The 14,550-nt window shown below is 70.5% G+C and carries 15 protein-coding genes and 1 riboswitch; of the genes, 4 read left to right on the top strand and 11 right to left on the bottom strand.

Annotated elements, in window-relative coordinates; genetic code table 11:
- Nucleotides 1–299: 299 nt before the first annotated feature.
- Together ACZ7CD_RS31930 and ACZ7CD_RS31925 are read right to left on the bottom strand one after the other, a co-directional pair.
- Complete coding sequence (locus tag ACZ7CD_RS31930; RefSeq protein WP_470380341.1) at nucleotides 300–1,643, bottom strand: polysaccharide lyase 6 family protein; 1,344 nt, start codon at nucleotides 1,641–1,643, stop codon at nucleotides 300–302.
- Between the two features lie 43 nt (nucleotides 1,644–1,686).
- Nucleotides 1,687–2,121 (bottom strand): NUDIX hydrolase, encoded by a 435-nt coding sequence (locus ACZ7CD_RS31925; protein WP_360399290.1) that lies wholly within the window; start codon nucleotides 2,119–2,121, stop codon nucleotides 1,687–1,689.
- Nucleotides 2,122–2,194: 73 nt separating this feature from the next.
- On the opposite strand from ACZ7CD_RS31925, the gene ACZ7CD_RS31920 reads away from it, so the two are divergent.
- From ACZ7CD_RS31920 to rpsT, 3 genes are all read left to right on the top strand, one after another.
- The gene (locus ACZ7CD_RS31920) at nucleotides 2,195–3,127 is read left to right on the top strand and encodes an SPFH domain-containing protein (protein WP_458433908.1); all 933 of its coding nucleotides are present in this window, start codon (nucleotides 2,195–2,197) and stop codon (nucleotides 3,125–3,127) included.
- Nucleotides 3,127–3,339: a type II toxin-antitoxin system antitoxin gene (locus ACZ7CD_RS31915; RefSeq protein WP_360399296.1), complete on the top strand. Its 213-nt coding sequence runs from the start codon at nucleotides 3,127–3,129 to the stop codon at nucleotides 3,337–3,339. The genes ACZ7CD_RS31920 and ACZ7CD_RS31915 overlap by 1 nt, the downstream gene beginning before the upstream one ends.
- A gap of 231 nt (nucleotides 3,340–3,570) precedes the next feature.
- The gene (rpsT, locus tag ACZ7CD_RS31910) at nucleotides 3,571–3,837 is read left to right on the top strand and encodes a 30S ribosomal protein S20 (protein ID WP_030468084.1); all 267 of its coding nucleotides are present in this window, start codon (nucleotides 3,571–3,573) and stop codon (nucleotides 3,835–3,837) included.
- 201 nt (nucleotides 3,838–4,038) lie between these two features.
- On the opposite strand, the gene holA is transcribed toward rpsT, so the two are convergent.
- Nucleotides 4,039–5,016 carry a DNA polymerase III subunit delta gene (gene holA, locus ACZ7CD_RS31905; RefSeq protein WP_458433912.1) on the bottom strand — a complete coding sequence of 326 codons (978 nt, stop codon included), beginning with the start codon at nucleotides 5,014–5,016 and terminating at the stop codon, nucleotides 4,039–4,041.
- 78 nt (nucleotides 5,017–5,094) lie between these two features.
- A riboswitch (SAM riboswitch) is annotated at nucleotides 5,095–5,214 on the top strand.
- 11 nt (nucleotides 5,215–5,225) lie between these two features.
- Here holA and thrC point away from each other — a divergent pair.
- A complete protein-coding gene (gene thrC / locus ACZ7CD_RS31900; protein WP_458433914.1) occupies nucleotides 5,226–6,482 on the top strand; it encodes a threonine synthase in 1,257 nt (418 codons plus the stop codon).
- 79 nt (nucleotides 6,483–6,561) lie between these two features.
- On the opposite strand, the gene ACZ7CD_RS31895 is transcribed toward thrC, so the two are convergent.
- From ACZ7CD_RS31895 to nadD, 8 genes are all read right to left on the bottom strand, one after another.
- Nucleotides 6,562–9,315 (bottom strand): DNA internalization-related competence protein ComEC/Rec2, encoded by a 2,754-nt coding sequence (locus tag ACZ7CD_RS31895; RefSeq protein ID WP_470380340.1) that lies wholly within the window; start codon nucleotides 9,313–9,315, stop codon nucleotides 6,562–6,564.
- Nucleotides 9,316–10,134: 819 nt separating this feature from the next.
- The gene (locus tag ACZ7CD_RS31890) at nucleotides 10,135–10,812 is read right to left on the bottom strand and encodes a ComEA family DNA-binding protein (RefSeq protein WP_470372187.1); all 678 of its coding nucleotides are present in this window, start codon (nucleotides 10,810–10,812) and stop codon (nucleotides 10,135–10,137) included.
- Between the two features lie 87 nt (nucleotides 10,813–10,899).
- Nucleotides 10,900–11,793 carry a DegV family protein gene (locus tag ACZ7CD_RS31885; RefSeq protein ID WP_470380339.1) on the bottom strand — a complete coding sequence of 298 codons (894 nt, stop codon included), beginning with the start codon at nucleotides 11,791–11,793 and terminating at the stop codon, nucleotides 10,900–10,902.
- 20 nt (nucleotides 11,794–11,813) lie between these two features.
- Nucleotides 11,814–12,563, bottom strand: coding sequence for a diglucosylglycerate octanoyltransferase (octT, locus tag ACZ7CD_RS31880; protein WP_470380338.1), 750 nt, complete (start codon nucleotides 12,561–12,563; stop codon nucleotides 11,814–11,816).
- Nucleotides 12,524–13,129 carry a histidine phosphatase family protein gene (locus ACZ7CD_RS31875; protein ID WP_360399317.1) on the bottom strand — a complete coding sequence of 202 codons (606 nt, stop codon included), beginning with the start codon at nucleotides 13,127–13,129 and terminating at the stop codon, nucleotides 12,524–12,526. Before ACZ7CD_RS31875 ends, octT begins: the two co-directional genes overlap by 40 nt.
- Before the next feature lie 3 nt (nucleotides 13,130–13,132).
- Nucleotides 13,133–13,522: a ribosome silencing factor gene (gene rsfS, locus ACZ7CD_RS31870; RefSeq protein WP_360399320.1), complete on the bottom strand. Its 390-nt coding sequence runs from the start codon at nucleotides 13,520–13,522 to the stop codon at nucleotides 13,133–13,135.
- Nucleotides 13,523–13,664: 142 nt separating this feature from the next.
- Nucleotides 13,665–13,868: a transcription antiterminator/RNA stability regulator CspE gene (gene cspE / locus ACZ7CD_RS31865; protein ID WP_053735596.1), complete on the bottom strand. Its 204-nt coding sequence runs from the start codon at nucleotides 13,866–13,868 to the stop codon at nucleotides 13,665–13,667.
- A gap of 85 nt (nucleotides 13,869–13,953) precedes the next feature.
- Nucleotides 13,954–14,535, bottom strand: a complete 582-nt coding sequence (gene nadD / locus ACZ7CD_RS31860; RefSeq protein WP_360399323.1) for a nicotinate-nucleotide adenylyltransferase — start codon at nucleotides 14,533–14,535, stop codon at nucleotides 13,954–13,956.
- Nucleotides 14,536–14,550 lie beyond the last annotated feature (15 nt).

The following is a 14,550-nucleotide window of genomic DNA, read 5'->3' as shown; positions in this document are numbered from 1 at the left end:
CTGGCTGTGTTATCGGCACGCTGTTGAGTTCTCAAAGAACACGCGCTCACCGGGTCCATCTCCGTTTCCGGAGAGTTTCTCTCGGGGCTTGTGTTGCTGAAGCTTATTTGGTCTTGCCCGCCGGTGTCAAATCCGCCTCTCAGAGGCCCTTCTTATCCGGCTTTTGCCAGGCCCGTTCCGGTTTTGATTTCCGGCCCGCTTCGCTCTGACATGGAGAACATTACACGGGGGTGTTTCGATCTCCAAATCGGGGGGTCCCGGTGACCGCCACACGTGCGGTCACCAGGACAAACGCCGACTCAGGGCGCGTTCACGCCGACGTCCGCGGTCGTGAGCGGCTTCCGCGTGGCCGAAGTGCTGTACTCGTCGGCCCCCACGTCCGGCTTGCCGGAGCGGGCCTGCGGGTCGAAGTCGCGCGTGACGTACGAGTAGGTGCCCGCCGAGGTGTCGATCGCCGGGCTGCCCGACGACAGGCGCAGCAGTCCGTTCGAGTCGCGCACGAGCTTCGGGTCGACCGAGCGGTAGCCGGACGGGATGCCGGCGGTACCGCCCCAGACGATGTTGCCCTCGTACTTCACCGTCGAGCCGCTCATCAGGTCGACCAGCTTCGACGACGACCCCTGGATGATGTTGTTCGCGAGCACGCAGTCCTTCGGCGCGTACGTGCCCGTGTCGCTGTCGACCACGGCGCCCGTGCCGACCAGCGTGTTGAACGCGACCGTCACGCGGTCGGGGCGGTCGTGCGAGGTGGAGGTCGGTCCGCTGTCGGTCTCCGAGCCCTTGCCGAACACGATCGCGCGGTCACCGGTGTTCTGCACGTAGTTGTTGAACACCCGGTGGTCGTTCCCGTGGAACCGGATGCCGCTCCCGAACAGCAGGTTCCCCTCCACGACCGTGCGGTTGCCGTGGCGCAGGACGATGTAGCCCTTGCTGTTGCGGATGGTGTTGAAGCGGACCGTGTTGTCCGAGGACTTGACCGAGATGGCCTCGGCATCGCCGTTGGCCTTGTCGAACAGGTTGTGCTCGATGACCGCGTACGCCGACTTCGACTGCTTGTGGCTGTAGCCGAGCCGGATGGACTCGCCGCCGTTCGAGCCGGTGAACGAGTGGTTGTAGAAGTAGTTGTGGTGGACGTGGGTGCGCTGGGCGATCTCGCTGCCCGGCCCCGTGATCTGCAGGTACACGCCCTCGTTCGAACGGTTCGAGAACGTGTTGTGGTCCACCTCGACGTCGTTCGCGCTCACGGTGAGCGAGGCGCCGTCCTTGTTGCCGTTGTAGGTGTTGCGGGTGATGCGCGTGGCGAGCGCTCCCGCGGGGACGGTCGTGCCGGACTCGCCGTCGAACACGAAGCCCTCGACGGTGACGTCGCGGACGTCGCCGAGCGCGATGCCACCCCTGCCGGTGAACACCGTGGCGCCGATGGTCTGCGCGGCGACGGTGATGCCGGACCTGGTGATCTTGACGGGCCGGTCGGCCGGGTGGACGCCTCGTGCGAGGACGATGCGCTGGCCCGGGCGGGCGGTGTCGATCGCGGCCTGCAGGGAGGACACGGTCGAGACGGCGACCACGGCGGCCTGGGCCGGCACGTGGACGAAGGACAACAGCAGGGCGGACGCGGCGACAGCGGCCAGTGATCGGATCATTCGCCAACTCCGTTGTGGGCAGTTGGCGGCGGCAGGAGCGAACCTACCGCAGAATTCCCGCGGGTGGGGCGGTCCGGTAGAGGCCGAGGGCGGTGTCGAGGGACGGCACGCGGTCGAGTTGTCCGACGTCTGCGAGCGGGTGCCACTGGGCGAGGTCGGTCGTGCCGCCCACCTCGTTGCGCAGCTCGCCGCCGATGATCCGGACCTCGTACATGATGCGAAGTGCGTGGTAGTCGTGGCGGGACTCGGTGCGGAGCTCCGAGTCGATGCCGAGCAGGCGCACCACCTCGACGGTGAACCCGGTCTCCTCCTCGACCTCGCGGACGACCGCGTCGTACGGGTGCTCGCCGTGCTCGATGCCACCGCCGGGGAGGATCCAACGTTTGCCCGTTGGGCCAAGCCAGCGCGCCAGCAGGATCCGGTCCGCCTCGTCGACGCACACCCCGTACGCGGCCACACGCTGCTTCTTCGCCCTCATGCGGCTCAGCCTAACTTGTGATCAACCGCAAAAAAGTGATATCACTTAGATACTACTTCACCAGGGGGTCTGGATGAGCGCAACCATCGACACGACAGTGCACATGCCGGCACCTGTCGTGCGCGAGAAGCACGCACGGGAGATCGCCGGTCTGCCGATGTTCTTCGCAGGGTTGGCGGTGTTCGCGGTGGGCGTGTGGACGATCATCGAGGGAGTCAGGGTCGCGGAGGCCAACGGCGGCGAGCCGTCGGCGGGGCTGCTGGTCGCGGGGGTGCTGGTGCTTCTGGCGGCGTCGCTGCTGATGAAGGGGCTGTTCACCGTCGCGCCCGGTGAGGCGCGGGTGCTGCAGTTCCTCGGCCGCTACGTCGGCACGGTCCGCTCGGACGGTCTGCGGTGGGCGAACCCGCTGACGACGCGGGAGAAGATCTCCACCCGCATCCGCAACCACGAGACGCAGACGCTGAAGGTCAACGACGCGGACGGCAACCCGATCGAGATCGCCGCCGTGGTCGTGTGGCAGGTCGAGGACACCGCGCGTGCACGGTTCGAGGTCGACGACTTCGTGCGGTTCGTGGGCATCCAGACCGAGACCGCGGTCCGGCACATCGCGACGAGCTACCCGTACGACAACCACGAGGGGGCGGGGCTGTCGCTGCGGGAGAACGCGGACGAGATCACCGAGACGCTCGCGATCGAGATCTCGGCACGCGTGCAGTCCGCGGGCGTGAAGGTCATCGAGTCGCGGCTCACGCACCTCGCGTACGCGCCGGAGATCGCCCACGCCATGTTGCAGCGGCAGCAGGCGGGCGCGGTCGTGGCGGCCCGCACCCGGATCGTCGAGGGCGCCGTCGGCATGGTCGAGCTCGCGCTGGAACGGCTCGCCGCGCACGACGTCGTGGAGCTCGACGAGGAGCGCAAGGCGGCGATGGTCTCGAACCTGCTCGTCGTCCTGTGCGGTGACCGCTCCACCCAGCCCGTGGTCAACACCGGGTCGCTGTACACCTGATGGCGGAGCGCAAAAGCGTTCTGCTCAGGCTCGACCCGGCCGTGCACGACGCGTTGAGCAGGTGGGCGAACGACGAGCTGCGCAGCACCAACGCGCAGATCGAGTTCCTGCTGCGGCGTGCGCTGGCGGAGGCAGGCCGGCTGCCCGGTGAAGCGAAGAAGATGCCGCGCCGCGGCCGCCCGCCGAAGAAACCGGAACCGGACGAGGGCTGAGACCGGTCGCCGCGGCACGCTGAACAGGCGTTTCAGCAGCATTGAACCGCTTCCGCGGCTTTCGGGCTGCTAGCTCGCGCCGAGAAGGCCGGGTTCACGGTGCGCTGAGCTGGCCTGATATCCTTCGTCGTCGTGAACGCGCGGCGCTCCGCCGTGGAGGAGAGCCGGCTCTCGCCGGTGCCGACCAAGCGCGTCACGAACTCCGGTTTCGACACAGAAGGGTGATGTCGCATGGCGAACATCAAGTCCCAGCTCAAGCGGATCAAGACCAACGAGAAGGCGCGCCTGCGCAACAAGTCGGTCAAGTCGTCCCTCAAGACGGCCATCCGCAAGTTCCGCGAGGCTGCCGAGGCCGGTGACAAGGCGAAGGCCCTGGAGCTGCTGCAGGACGCGTCCCGCAAGCTCGACAAGGCCGCCACCAAGGGCGTCATCCACGCCAACCAGGCCGCCAACAAGAAGTCGGCGATGGCGCTGCGCGCGAACCAGCTCGAGGGCTGATTCCACTCACCTCAGAGCCGTCGGGAAGGGCTCGCTCCTCGTGGAGCGGGCCCTTTTCGCTGTTCTGGTGGGGATGAGGGCCATGGAGTCGCTCCACGCATTCACCTCATTGGGCTTCACGACGCGCCGCTCCGTGCGGAAGCTGGCGCGGCACGGTCAATTCCGGTGCGTGGACGGTTCCGCGGGAACGCCGCGAGGGTGCTACCGGCGGCCGTGTGCCGCCACGATCCGCAGCACGGCGCGCTCCAGCGCGTAGTCGGCGTCGGCCGCCACGCCCTTCACGTCGGCGTTGAGCCCCGCGACCACCTGCATCGCGTCCGCGAGACCGGCCTGCTCCCAGCCGCGGGCCTGCGCCTGGGCTTTCTTGATCTTCCACGGCGGCATGCCGAGCGGACCGGCCAGGCTGAACGGGTCGGCCCGGCCCACCGCGGAGACGCGTGCGACCGTGCGCACCGCGTCCGCCAGCGCGTCGGCGACCAGCACGTGCGGCACACCGAGCTGCATGGCCCACCGCAACGACTCCATCGCGCCCGCACGGTCACCGGTGACGGCCTTCTCCGCGACGGCGAACCCGGTCACCTCGGCCTTGCCCTGGTGGTAGCGGCGGATCTCCTCGACCGTCACCTTGCCGTCGGTGTCCGACACCAGCTGCGAGGCCGCCGCGGCGAGCTCGCGCAGGTTCGTGCCCACGGCGTCGATGAGCGTCGCGACCGCCTCGGGGTCGATCTTGCCGCCTGCCTGCCGCACCTCGTTGCGCACGAACGCCTCGCGCTCGGCCGACTTGGTGACCTTGCCGCACTCGGTGACCGCCGCGCCGGCCTTCTTCAGCTGGCCGGGCAGGTCCTTGGCCGCCTTGCTGCGGCCGCCACCGGTGTGCACGACGACGAGCGTCACCCCGTCCGCGGGCGCCTTGAGGTAGGAGAGCACCGTGTCGGCGATCTCCTTGCTGATGTCCTGCGCGTTCTGCAGGACGATCACCCGGCCCTCGGCGAACAGCGACGGGCTCACCAGCTCGGCGAGCTCCGGCGGCGTGAGATCGCTCACCTGAACGCGGGTCAGGTCGGCCGACGCGTCGACCGCGCGCGCGGCCTCGAGTGCCGCCCGAACTGCGCGTTCGACCAGCAACTCCTCCTCGCCGACGACGAGGTGCAGTGACTCCGGTGCGCTCACGCTCCGCATCCTCCCACGTCCCGAATCGTGGACGTTTGTGGCCGAGCGGCGGAGACGTGCCGTACGTTGGTGGCCACAACTGAACACCGCTCATCCAGAGGGGCAGAGGGACCGGCCCGAAGAAGCCCCGGCAACCGGCGTCAGCGCTATGCGCAGACGATCACGGTGCCAATTCCGACCCGTTCGATTTCGCGGGAAAGATGAGGAGATACCTCGCGATGACTGCTGTCACTGTGCCCACGAGCACCAAGTTCGACCTCGGCCCCGCCCGCGCGCTGCTGTGCCGTGAGTGCGGAAATGAGACCCCTCTCGCTCCGGAATACGCCTGTCTCGAGTGTTTCGGGCCGCTGGAAGTGGCCTACGACTTCGGCAAGGTGCGGCGCGAGGACATCGAGGCCGGCCCCCGCTCGATCTGGCGCTACCGCGGCCTTCTGCCCGTTCCGTCCACTGTGGAACAGCACCCGAACACCGACCCCGGCGGCACCCGCCTGGTCGAGGCCGACCGCCTCGCGAAGGCGCTGGGCGTACGCAAGGTCTGGGTGAAGGACGACACCGGCAACCCCACCCACTCCTTCAAGGACCGCGTGGTCGGCGTGGCACTGGCCGCCGCCCGCGAGCTCGGCTTCAAGGTCCTGGCCTGCCCCTCCACCGGCAACCTCGCCAACGCCGTCGCCGCGGCCGCCGCCCGCGCCGGCTGGGAGTCCGTCGTACTGGTCCCCTCCTCCCTGGAACGCGCCAAGATCCTCATGAGCGCCGTCTACGAGGGCGCCCTGATCGCCGTCGACGGCAACTACGACGACGTCAACCGCCTCGCCCAAGAGCTCGCCGCCGAACACGAGGACTGGGCGTTCGTGAACGTCAACGTCCGCCCGTACTACGCGGAGGGCTCCAAGACCCTCGGCTACGAGGTCGCCGAGCAGCTCGGCTGGCGCCTGCCCGACCAGATCGTCGTGCCGGTCGCCTCCGGCTCCCAGCTCACCAAGATCGACAAGGCCTTCCGCGAGCTCGGCCAGCTCGACCTCGTCGAGGCCTCCCCGTACCGCGTGTTCGGCGCCCAGGCCACCGGCTGCTCGCCCGTGTCCACCGCCTTCAAGGACGGCCACGACGTCATCCGCCCGGTCCGCCCCGACACCATCGCCCGCTCGCTGGCGATCGGTGCCCCCGCCGACGGCCCGTACGTGCTCGACACGGTCCGCCGCACCAACGGCGCCATCGAGGACGTGACCGACGAAGAGGTCGTCGAGGGCATCAAGCTCCTCGCCCGCACCGAGGGCATCTTCGCCGAGACCGCCGGCGGCGTGACCGTGGCGACGGCGAAGAAGCTGATCGAGACGGGCCAGCTCGACCCCGACGGCGAGACCGTCCTGCTGATCACCGGTGACGGCCTCAAGACCCTCGACGCCCTCGGCGACACGATCGGCCCGCGCGCCACTGTGCCGCCGTCGGCCGAGGCCGTGCTCAAGGCACTGGGCTAGGTCGTTCGTTCAGCAGATCACCTCCTCCCGGTCCGGGGACGTCCGCGTCCCCGGACCGCGTCGTTTCACGCGGTGAGCGTCAGAGGGTGATCGCGGCCGACTTCGTCCAGCCCGTGCGCGGGAAGCGGCGCAGCTCGTCGCGAACGTGCGGGCCGACCGGTTCCACCTCGGCGCGCCAGGCCACGATCCGTTGCGGCCACGGGGCTTCTGCTTTGAGGGCGTTGTAGTGGTACTCGTGCCAGACGTCCGGGGCGATGCGCATGCCGTCGTCGAACACGTGCTCGGCGACGAGGTCGTAGGCGGCGTCCGCGTCGGCGGCCTCCGTGGGTGGCAGCACGTGCGTGGCGCGGGCGCGGTAGGTGATGGCGCGGCTGCCGTCCTCCAGTGTTTCGCAGAGGTAGTAGGCGAAGTCGGGCTTCAGTTCGTCGTGCGGCCACTGGGTGGCGGGGTAACCGGGCTGCCACATCGCCCAGGCGAAACCGGGCGTGCCGCCGGGAATCGGGTAGCGCGCGTTGTGGAGCCTGATCCAGACCTGGTCCATCTTCCTTCTCCTTTTCCTTCGTACGACTCGGCTTCCGGGCAGCACCGCCAGGTCGCCGTCCTTGTCCGTGCGCAACACCAGGGCGCCACCCGCCCGCAGCGCGTCGATCACCTGCGGGCTCGGGTGCCCGTAGCGGTTGCCGGTGCCGACGCTCACCAGTGCGACCCGCGGTCGCACGCGTTCCAGGAACGCGGGCAACGAGGAACGTGAGCCGTGGTGGGGCACCTTGAGCACCTCGGCCCCCAGGTCCCGCTCCCCCAGCAACGCGGCCTGGCCGGCCAGTTCGACGTCACCGGTGAGCAGCACCCGGCCCGCGGGTGTGGTGGCCCGCAGTACGAGCGAGTAGTCGTTCACGACCGTGTTCGTCTCCGCGACGACCGGTTGCCGCCGCGGGCCCAGCACCTCCAGTTCCAGTCCTGGCCAGGCGAACCGCTCGCCCGCCTTCGGTTCCAGCACCCGCACGCCGTTCGCGCGCGCCTGCTCGTTGACCTCCTTCCACGCCCACGCCGGCTCCTTGAGCGGTCCCACCGCCACCGCGCCCACCGCACGCCCGGCGAGCACCGCCTGCAGGCCGCCGATGTGGTCGGCGTGCAGGTGCGACAGCACGATCAGCGGAATCCGCGTGATCCCCAACGTCCTCAGGCACCGGTCGATCGCGCCGGGGTCGGGCCCGGTGTCGACCACGACCGCGCGGTCGGCCTCCGCGGTGGCCAGCACGAGCGCGTCGCCCTGGCCGACGTCGCAGCTCACGACCTTCCAGCCGGCCGGCGGCCACATCGGTGCGATGGTCCGCATCGGCACCAGCGCCACAAAGCCGCCGACGAGGAGCGCGACCGTCAGCACCCGCGTCTTCTTGTTGCGCAACAACAGGAAGACGATCGCCGTGACCACCGCCAGCGCGAGCCCGCCGACCCAGCCCTCCGGCCAGCTCAGCGACGCACCCGGCACCGTCGCCGCGTGCCGCCCGACCAGGACCAGCCACGTCACGGCCGGCCCGGCCACGTGCACCACCACCTCGGCGGCCGGTGGGAACAGCGGCGCGATGACCGCCGCCACCACACCCAGCACCGTCGCGGGTGCCACCACCGGTGCGACGGCCAGGTTCGCGAGCACCGACACGAGGCTGATCTGCCCCGACAACCCGACCACGAGCGGAGCCGTCGCGAGGCTGGCGACCGCGGGCACGGCAAGTGCTTCGGCGAACCCTTGCGGCACACCGCGTTCCTTCAGCCTGCGTGCCCATCTCGGTGCCACGAGCACCAACGCCGCCGTGGCCGTCACGGACAACGCGAACCCGGGATCGGCTCCCAGCGCCGGATCGACGAGCACCAGGACGAGCACCGTCGTCGCCAACGACGGCAGCGCTGACCGTTCGCGGCCGATGAACAGCGCCAGCAACGCGACGGCACCCATCACCGCGGCCCGCAGCACGCTCGGCTCGGGACCGGCCAGGGCCACGAACCCGAGGAGTGCCACCAACGCACCCACCGCCGCCTTGCGCGGACCGGTCTTCCGCAGCAGCAGGTAGACCGCGCCGCAGACGATGGCCAGGTTCGCGCCGCTCACCGCGAGCAGGTGGGCCAGGCCCGCTGTCCGGAACTCGTCGACGATGCGCGGCACCATGTGCTCGGTGTCGCCCACCACCAACGCGGGCAGCAGTCCCGCCTCCTCCTCGCCGAGGGTGGCGCTGGCCCTGCTCAGGCCGTCGCGGAGGTGGTCGGCCCAGCGCTGCCAGGCCGGTGGCGGCTGCACGTCCGCCGGTGGCCCGCGGACCCGGAGCAGGGCGGAGGTGAGGTCGCCCGGTCTCGGCGGCGCGAGCGAGCCCTTCACCGTGACCCGCTGACCGGGCAGCAGATCACGCCACTGCGCGGCCGGCGCGAGGATGACGACGGTGGCCCCGTTCGCCGTCGCGGTGACGACGACGTGGTCCACCCCGGCCTGGTGCCCGCCGAACCCCGCGGCCCGGATGCCACGCGGTCTCGTGCTCAGCTCCGCGGTCACCGTGGTCGTGCGGCCCTCGTCGGCGGCCAGGCGGAGCGGGTGGGTCTCGGCGCGCAGGACGTGGCTGCCGACCCAGGCACCGGCGATCGGGCCGGCGAGCAGGAGGGCGATCGCGCACGTCTTGGGCCACCACGCCCGGTGCCAGGCGATCAGGCCGACCGCGCCGGCGGACAGTCCGATGAGGACTGCGGCCTGCCAGCTCAGGTAGAGGCCGGACAGGGCCGTTGCCCACACTGCGGTGGCTGCGGGGACCAAGCGGTAGTCGTGGGTTACCGGGTGTCTGCGAGGCATGGTCGGGCCTTCGCTGTCGGGGCGCTTGGCGTGGGGTCGGTGAGGAGGGTGGCGAGTGCGCGGCGGTTGGAGCACCAGGCTCGGCGGCGCCAGGCTCGGCGTTGGGCGAGCAGGACGGCTGTTCCTGTGGACAGTCCGATGAGGACTGCCGTGTGGCGGGTCAGGAACAGGGCGGCCAGGGCGGTTGCCCATACGGCGGCGGCTGCGGGGATTAGGGGGTGGTCGTGGGCTGGGTGTCTGCGGGGCTTAGGTGCGGGAGGTCGGGAGGCGGCCGTGGAGGACCGGGGCGCGAGGGCGGGAGATCGAGGTGCGGCCGTGGGAGACCGGGAGGCGGCGGTGGGAGGCCGGGGCGTGGTGGCAGGGGCACGGCTGGTTGTTGTGCGGGTGCGGGCTCGGCGGTGTGGGAGGCCGTTCGGGGAGAACTCGCGGACGGTGACGAACGGGGTGCGCAGGAGGCCGGAGTACAGGCGGCCGGGGCGGGTGGACTGGTGCCAGATGAGGTCGGGTGCGGGCATGGCGACGATGCAAGGCATGGGAGTTCCTCTCGGCGAGTGCGAGGTGGGCTGTGGAACGCGCGGCGTCGGGCACGGGCGTGGGGCGGAGCGCGGGCGTGGGGTGGAGCGCGGGCGTGAGTGGGACGCGGGCGCGGGTGGGCAGGGCGCGTGGGGCGAGGTGTCGAGCGCCGGGCCTCGGGTGCGGGCCGTCAGCGGGGACGAGGTGCGGGCAGCCAGGGGCGGGCGAGGTCAGCGGGATGGCTGCGGGAGCCCGGCGTCCGGGATGGGGCCAGCGAGTTGGGCCAGCGGGTGGAAGCGCCGGGGGTCAGGTGTGGACCAGGTCGGCGAGTTTCGCGAGCTTGGTGTCGCCGATGCCTTCCACGTCGCGGAGTTCGTCGACGGAGGCGAACGGGCCCTTGCGGGTGCGGTGGTCGACGATGCGCTGGGCGGTGACCGGGCCTACTCCGGGCAGGGAGTCGAGGTCGGTGGCCGAGGCGGTGTTCAGGTTCAGCTTGGCCGGGTGCACGGCCGCGGGTGGGGGTGGGATGCCGACTGCGATCTGTTCGCCGTCGGTCAGTTTGCGGGCCAGGTTGAGGCCGTGGAGGTCGGTGCCGGGGTGGATGCCGCCGGCCAGGCGCAGGGCGTCGGCGACGCGGGCGCCGGAGGTGGCGGTGACGAGGCCGGGGGTGGCGACCTCGCCGATCACGTTCACGACCAGTTCGGGGGCCGGGGCGCTGGTGCTGACCAGGGCCAGGTCCGGTGCGGACTCGGCGGTGGGGCGTTGCAGCCAGGTGGACAGGCCGATGACCGTGCAGGCGACGGCGATGCCGAAGGCGAGCAGGCCGCGGCGGGGCAGGCGGGGCAGCCGGAAGCGGCGGGGGTGGCCGTGTTCAGTGGAGTCGGCGGAGTTCGCGTGGACGAGGGTCGGGTCGGCGCGGACCTTGGCGGCCAGTGCTTCCAGGCGGTCGGCCGGGGTGTCGTCGTGGTGGGGGCGGGGGAGCATGGGGTCGAAGTTACGGAGTGGGAGGGGTGGGGGGTGCGGGGGAAGTGCCGGGCTGTGGGTTACTCGCGGGTTGTGGACAGGTCGCGATCACTCGCTGCTCGGGGAACCGGGATTGTCGGGGGTGTGTGGGAGGATGTCCGGTCCTCCTGGCAGGACCACCACGCCGAGGACGCCGGGGCCCGTGTGCGCGCCGATCACCGCGCCGACCTCCGAGATCACGCACCCGGTCGAGCCGGGGAGGCGTTCGTCCAGGTGGGTGGCCAGTTCTGCGGCGCGTTCCGGGGCTGCGAGGTGGTGCACGGCCAGTCCCACCGGGCCGTCGCCGGCCGCCGCCGCGGCGAGGTCCACCAGTCGGGCCACCGCCCGGCTCATCGTGCGCACCTTCTCCAGCGGCACGATCCGGCCGTCGTCGACGTGCAGCAGCGGCTTCACGGCCAGCGCGGTGCCCACCAGGGCCGCGGCCGCACCGATCCGGCCGCCGCGGCGCAGGTGGTCCAGGGTTTCGACGCAGAAGAACATCCGGGTCCCGGCGGCCGCGGTGGACGCGGCGTCCTCGACCTCGGCGTGCGAATGTCCGGCACCGACAGCGGCGCACGCGCGCAGGACGGCGAACCCGAGCCCCATGCCCGTCGACCGCGAGTCGACCACGCGGATGCGGGACGGGTCGATCTCCTCCGCCGCGAGCCGAGCCGCCTCCCACGTCCCCGAGAGCTCGCGCGAGAGATGAACGGACACGATCGCGTCGGACGACGACAACACGTCCCGGTACACGTCGGCCATCTCGCCCGGTGTCGGACGCGACGTGGTCACCCGGCGGTGCTCCGCCAGCGCGGCGGCCAGCTCGGCCGGGCCGAAGTCGACGCCGTCGAGACGCCCGGTACCGTCCACCGCGACGTGCAACGGCACCACGGTGATCGAATGGCGCTGCGCGAACCCCTCGGGCAGATATGCCGTGGAGTCGGTGACGATGGAGATGCGCACGAGCGACGAGCCTACGGCCCTCACTCCTCCGTGTGATTGACCGCCACGGACGAGATGAGCTCGGCCATGGCCTCGCCCACCAGCTCGTGCCCCTCCCAGCCCCAGTGCATCCCATCGGGGTTACCCGCACCCGAACGGACGTGCGGGCCGATCACCGCGGGCAGGTCCAGCAGGGGCACCTCCGCATGTGCGGCCCACCCGCGCACAGCCTTCACCGCAGCCGCGTGCCCGGAGTGCACGAACCCGTACGACTCGGCCCGGTGCACTGACGGCACCATCCCGATCGCAGGCATCGTGTACTGGAGATTGCGCACTGACTGCAGCGAGTCGCGCAGATAACGAGCCGTCAGCGCCGGAGGCAGGGCAACGCGCGCATACGGCGCCAACAGTGGCTGCGCGGCGATGTAACGCGCGCGCACCCACCGTCGCAACCAGTCAGGCCGCACATAACGCAGCCCTTCGCGCAGATAGGTCGGCAGCGGCGACGGCAGCGTGTCCATGCTGCCGACCGCGAAGATCAGCACGTCCGTGGACGGCAGCAACGACCAGATCCGCGGATCACCCGTCAACGCCCACCAGGCGTCCCGCGCCGTCCACCCGAACCCCGCGGCCAGCTCCGCCGACCCGCCCAGGGCCGCGGCACAGAGGTTGTGCCACAGCCGCGGATGATCGGCGGGCAACGGCCCGGACGGTCCGAAGAACGACAGCGAGTCGCCCAGGACGAGCAGTCTCAACGCGTGGTGCCCGCGTTGTACGACGACAGCCGCCACCGGTCGTTGCGCCGGGTGAACACGGTCCAGTGGCAGTTCGAGATGCCGCCGAGCTGCGACCAGTTCTCCACCGGCAGTTCGAGCAGCCGCCCGGTCAACGCGCTGATCAGGCCGCCGTGCGCGCACAGCAGGACGGTCTCGGAGAACTCCGCGTCGACCTCCTGCACGACCTTGATGGCCCGCTCGGCGACCTCGACCCGCGACTCACCGTCCGGCGGCGTGTAGGTGGGGTCGGTGCGCCACACGGTGACCGCACCCGGCCACTCCTGGTCCACCTCGGCCGTGGTCAGCCCCTGCCACTTGCCCAGGTGCGTCTCGCGCAGCCGCGCGTCGATGCGCAACGGCACGTCCGCGGACGTGGTGAACACACGCGCCGTGTCGCGCGCACGTTGCAGATCGGAGGCGACCACGACCTCCGGTTCGAAGCCGGCGAGCACCGGAACGGCGAAGCGCGCCTGGTTGAGGCCGGTCTCGGTGAGCGCCGAGTCCAGGTGGCCCTGCAGGCGGCCGGTCGCGTTGTAGTCGGTCTCGCCGTGCCGCCACAGCACGAGCCGGCTCAGGGCCATCGGCTACCCCTGCTCGGCCGCGGTGTCGGCGGGGACGTCCGCTTCGAACTCGATGCGCGGGCAGTCCTTCCACAGCCGCTCCAGGCCGTAGAAGCTGCGCTCCTCGGTGTGCTGCACGTGCACGACGACGTCCACGAAGTCCAGCAGCACCCACCGACCCTCGCGGGCCCCTTCGCGGCGCACCGGCTTCGTGCCGGCCTCCCGCAGCTTCTCCTCGATGTTGTCGACGATCGCTCCGACCTGCCGCTCGTTGGGAGCGGACGCGATCACGAACACATCGGTGATCACGAGCTGGTCGGAGACGTCGAGCACCGTCACGTCGTGCGCCTTCTTGTCGGCCGCTGCGTTCGCCGCGACCAGCGCCAGCCGTCGTGCCTCGTCGGTGGCTGCCACGTCACTCCTCTGACTTCCGGCGGACGTCGATACGCCCGCACGAGTTACTGAGGGTACCGGCGAGCGCCAAACGGGTACTTCACGCCCAGGCATGACGAAGGCCACCTCAGCGCCCTGAGGTGGCCTTCACCTGCGCCGAAGACTAGATCGGGCGGACCTGCTGGGCCTGCGGGCCCTTCTGGCCCTGACCGACCTCGAACTCGACCTTCTGGTTCTCCTCGAGCGAGCGGAACCCCTTGGACTGGATCTCCGAGTAGTGCACGAAGACGTCAGCCGAGCCGTCGTCGGGCGCGATGAACCCGAAGCCCTTTTCGGCGTTGAACCACTTCACGGTGCCTGTAGCCAAAGTCTTGCCTTCCACGAACCAGCAACAACCCGTCGATTGTTGCTCCCCGGGCCCTCGGATGCACGCAAAATCCACTCGAACGTGATTACGACTCGGAGTACAGGCCCGTCTTGGCGATGTACTGGACCACCCCGTCCGGTACGAGGTACCAGACCGGTTGGCCCGAGGCGGTGCGGTCGCGGCAGCCCGTGGAGGAGATCGCCATGGCCGGGACCTCGACCAACGAGACGGCGCCCGGCGGCAGGTGGTGGTCGTCCAACGTGTAGCCCGGACGGGTGACTCCGATGAAGTGGGCCAACGCGAACGCGTCCTCCGCGCGTTTCCAGGACAGGATCTGCTCGAGCGCGTCCGCGCCGGTGATGAAGAACAGCTCGGCGTCCGGGTACTGCGCCTTGAGGTCGGTCAGCGTGTCCACGGTGTAGGTGGGGCCCTCGCGGTCGATGTCCACGCGGCTGACCGAGAACCGGGGGTTGGACGCGGTGGCGATGACCGTCATCAGGTAGCGGTCCTCGGCCGGGGAGACCTCGCGCGACGCCTTCTGCCAGGGCTGACCGGTCGGCACGAAGATCACGCGATCCAGGTCGAACCTGGCCTGCACCTCGCTGGCGGCCACGAGGTGGCCGTGGTGGACGGGGTCGAACGTGCCGCCCATGACGCCGATGCGCATCGAAACAGCGTAGAC

The organism is Lentzea sp. NPDC036949 (assembly GCF_055608075.1).
Note: the sequence above shows the minus strand (reverse complement) of the source record. Positions and strands in the feature narration are given on the sequence as shown.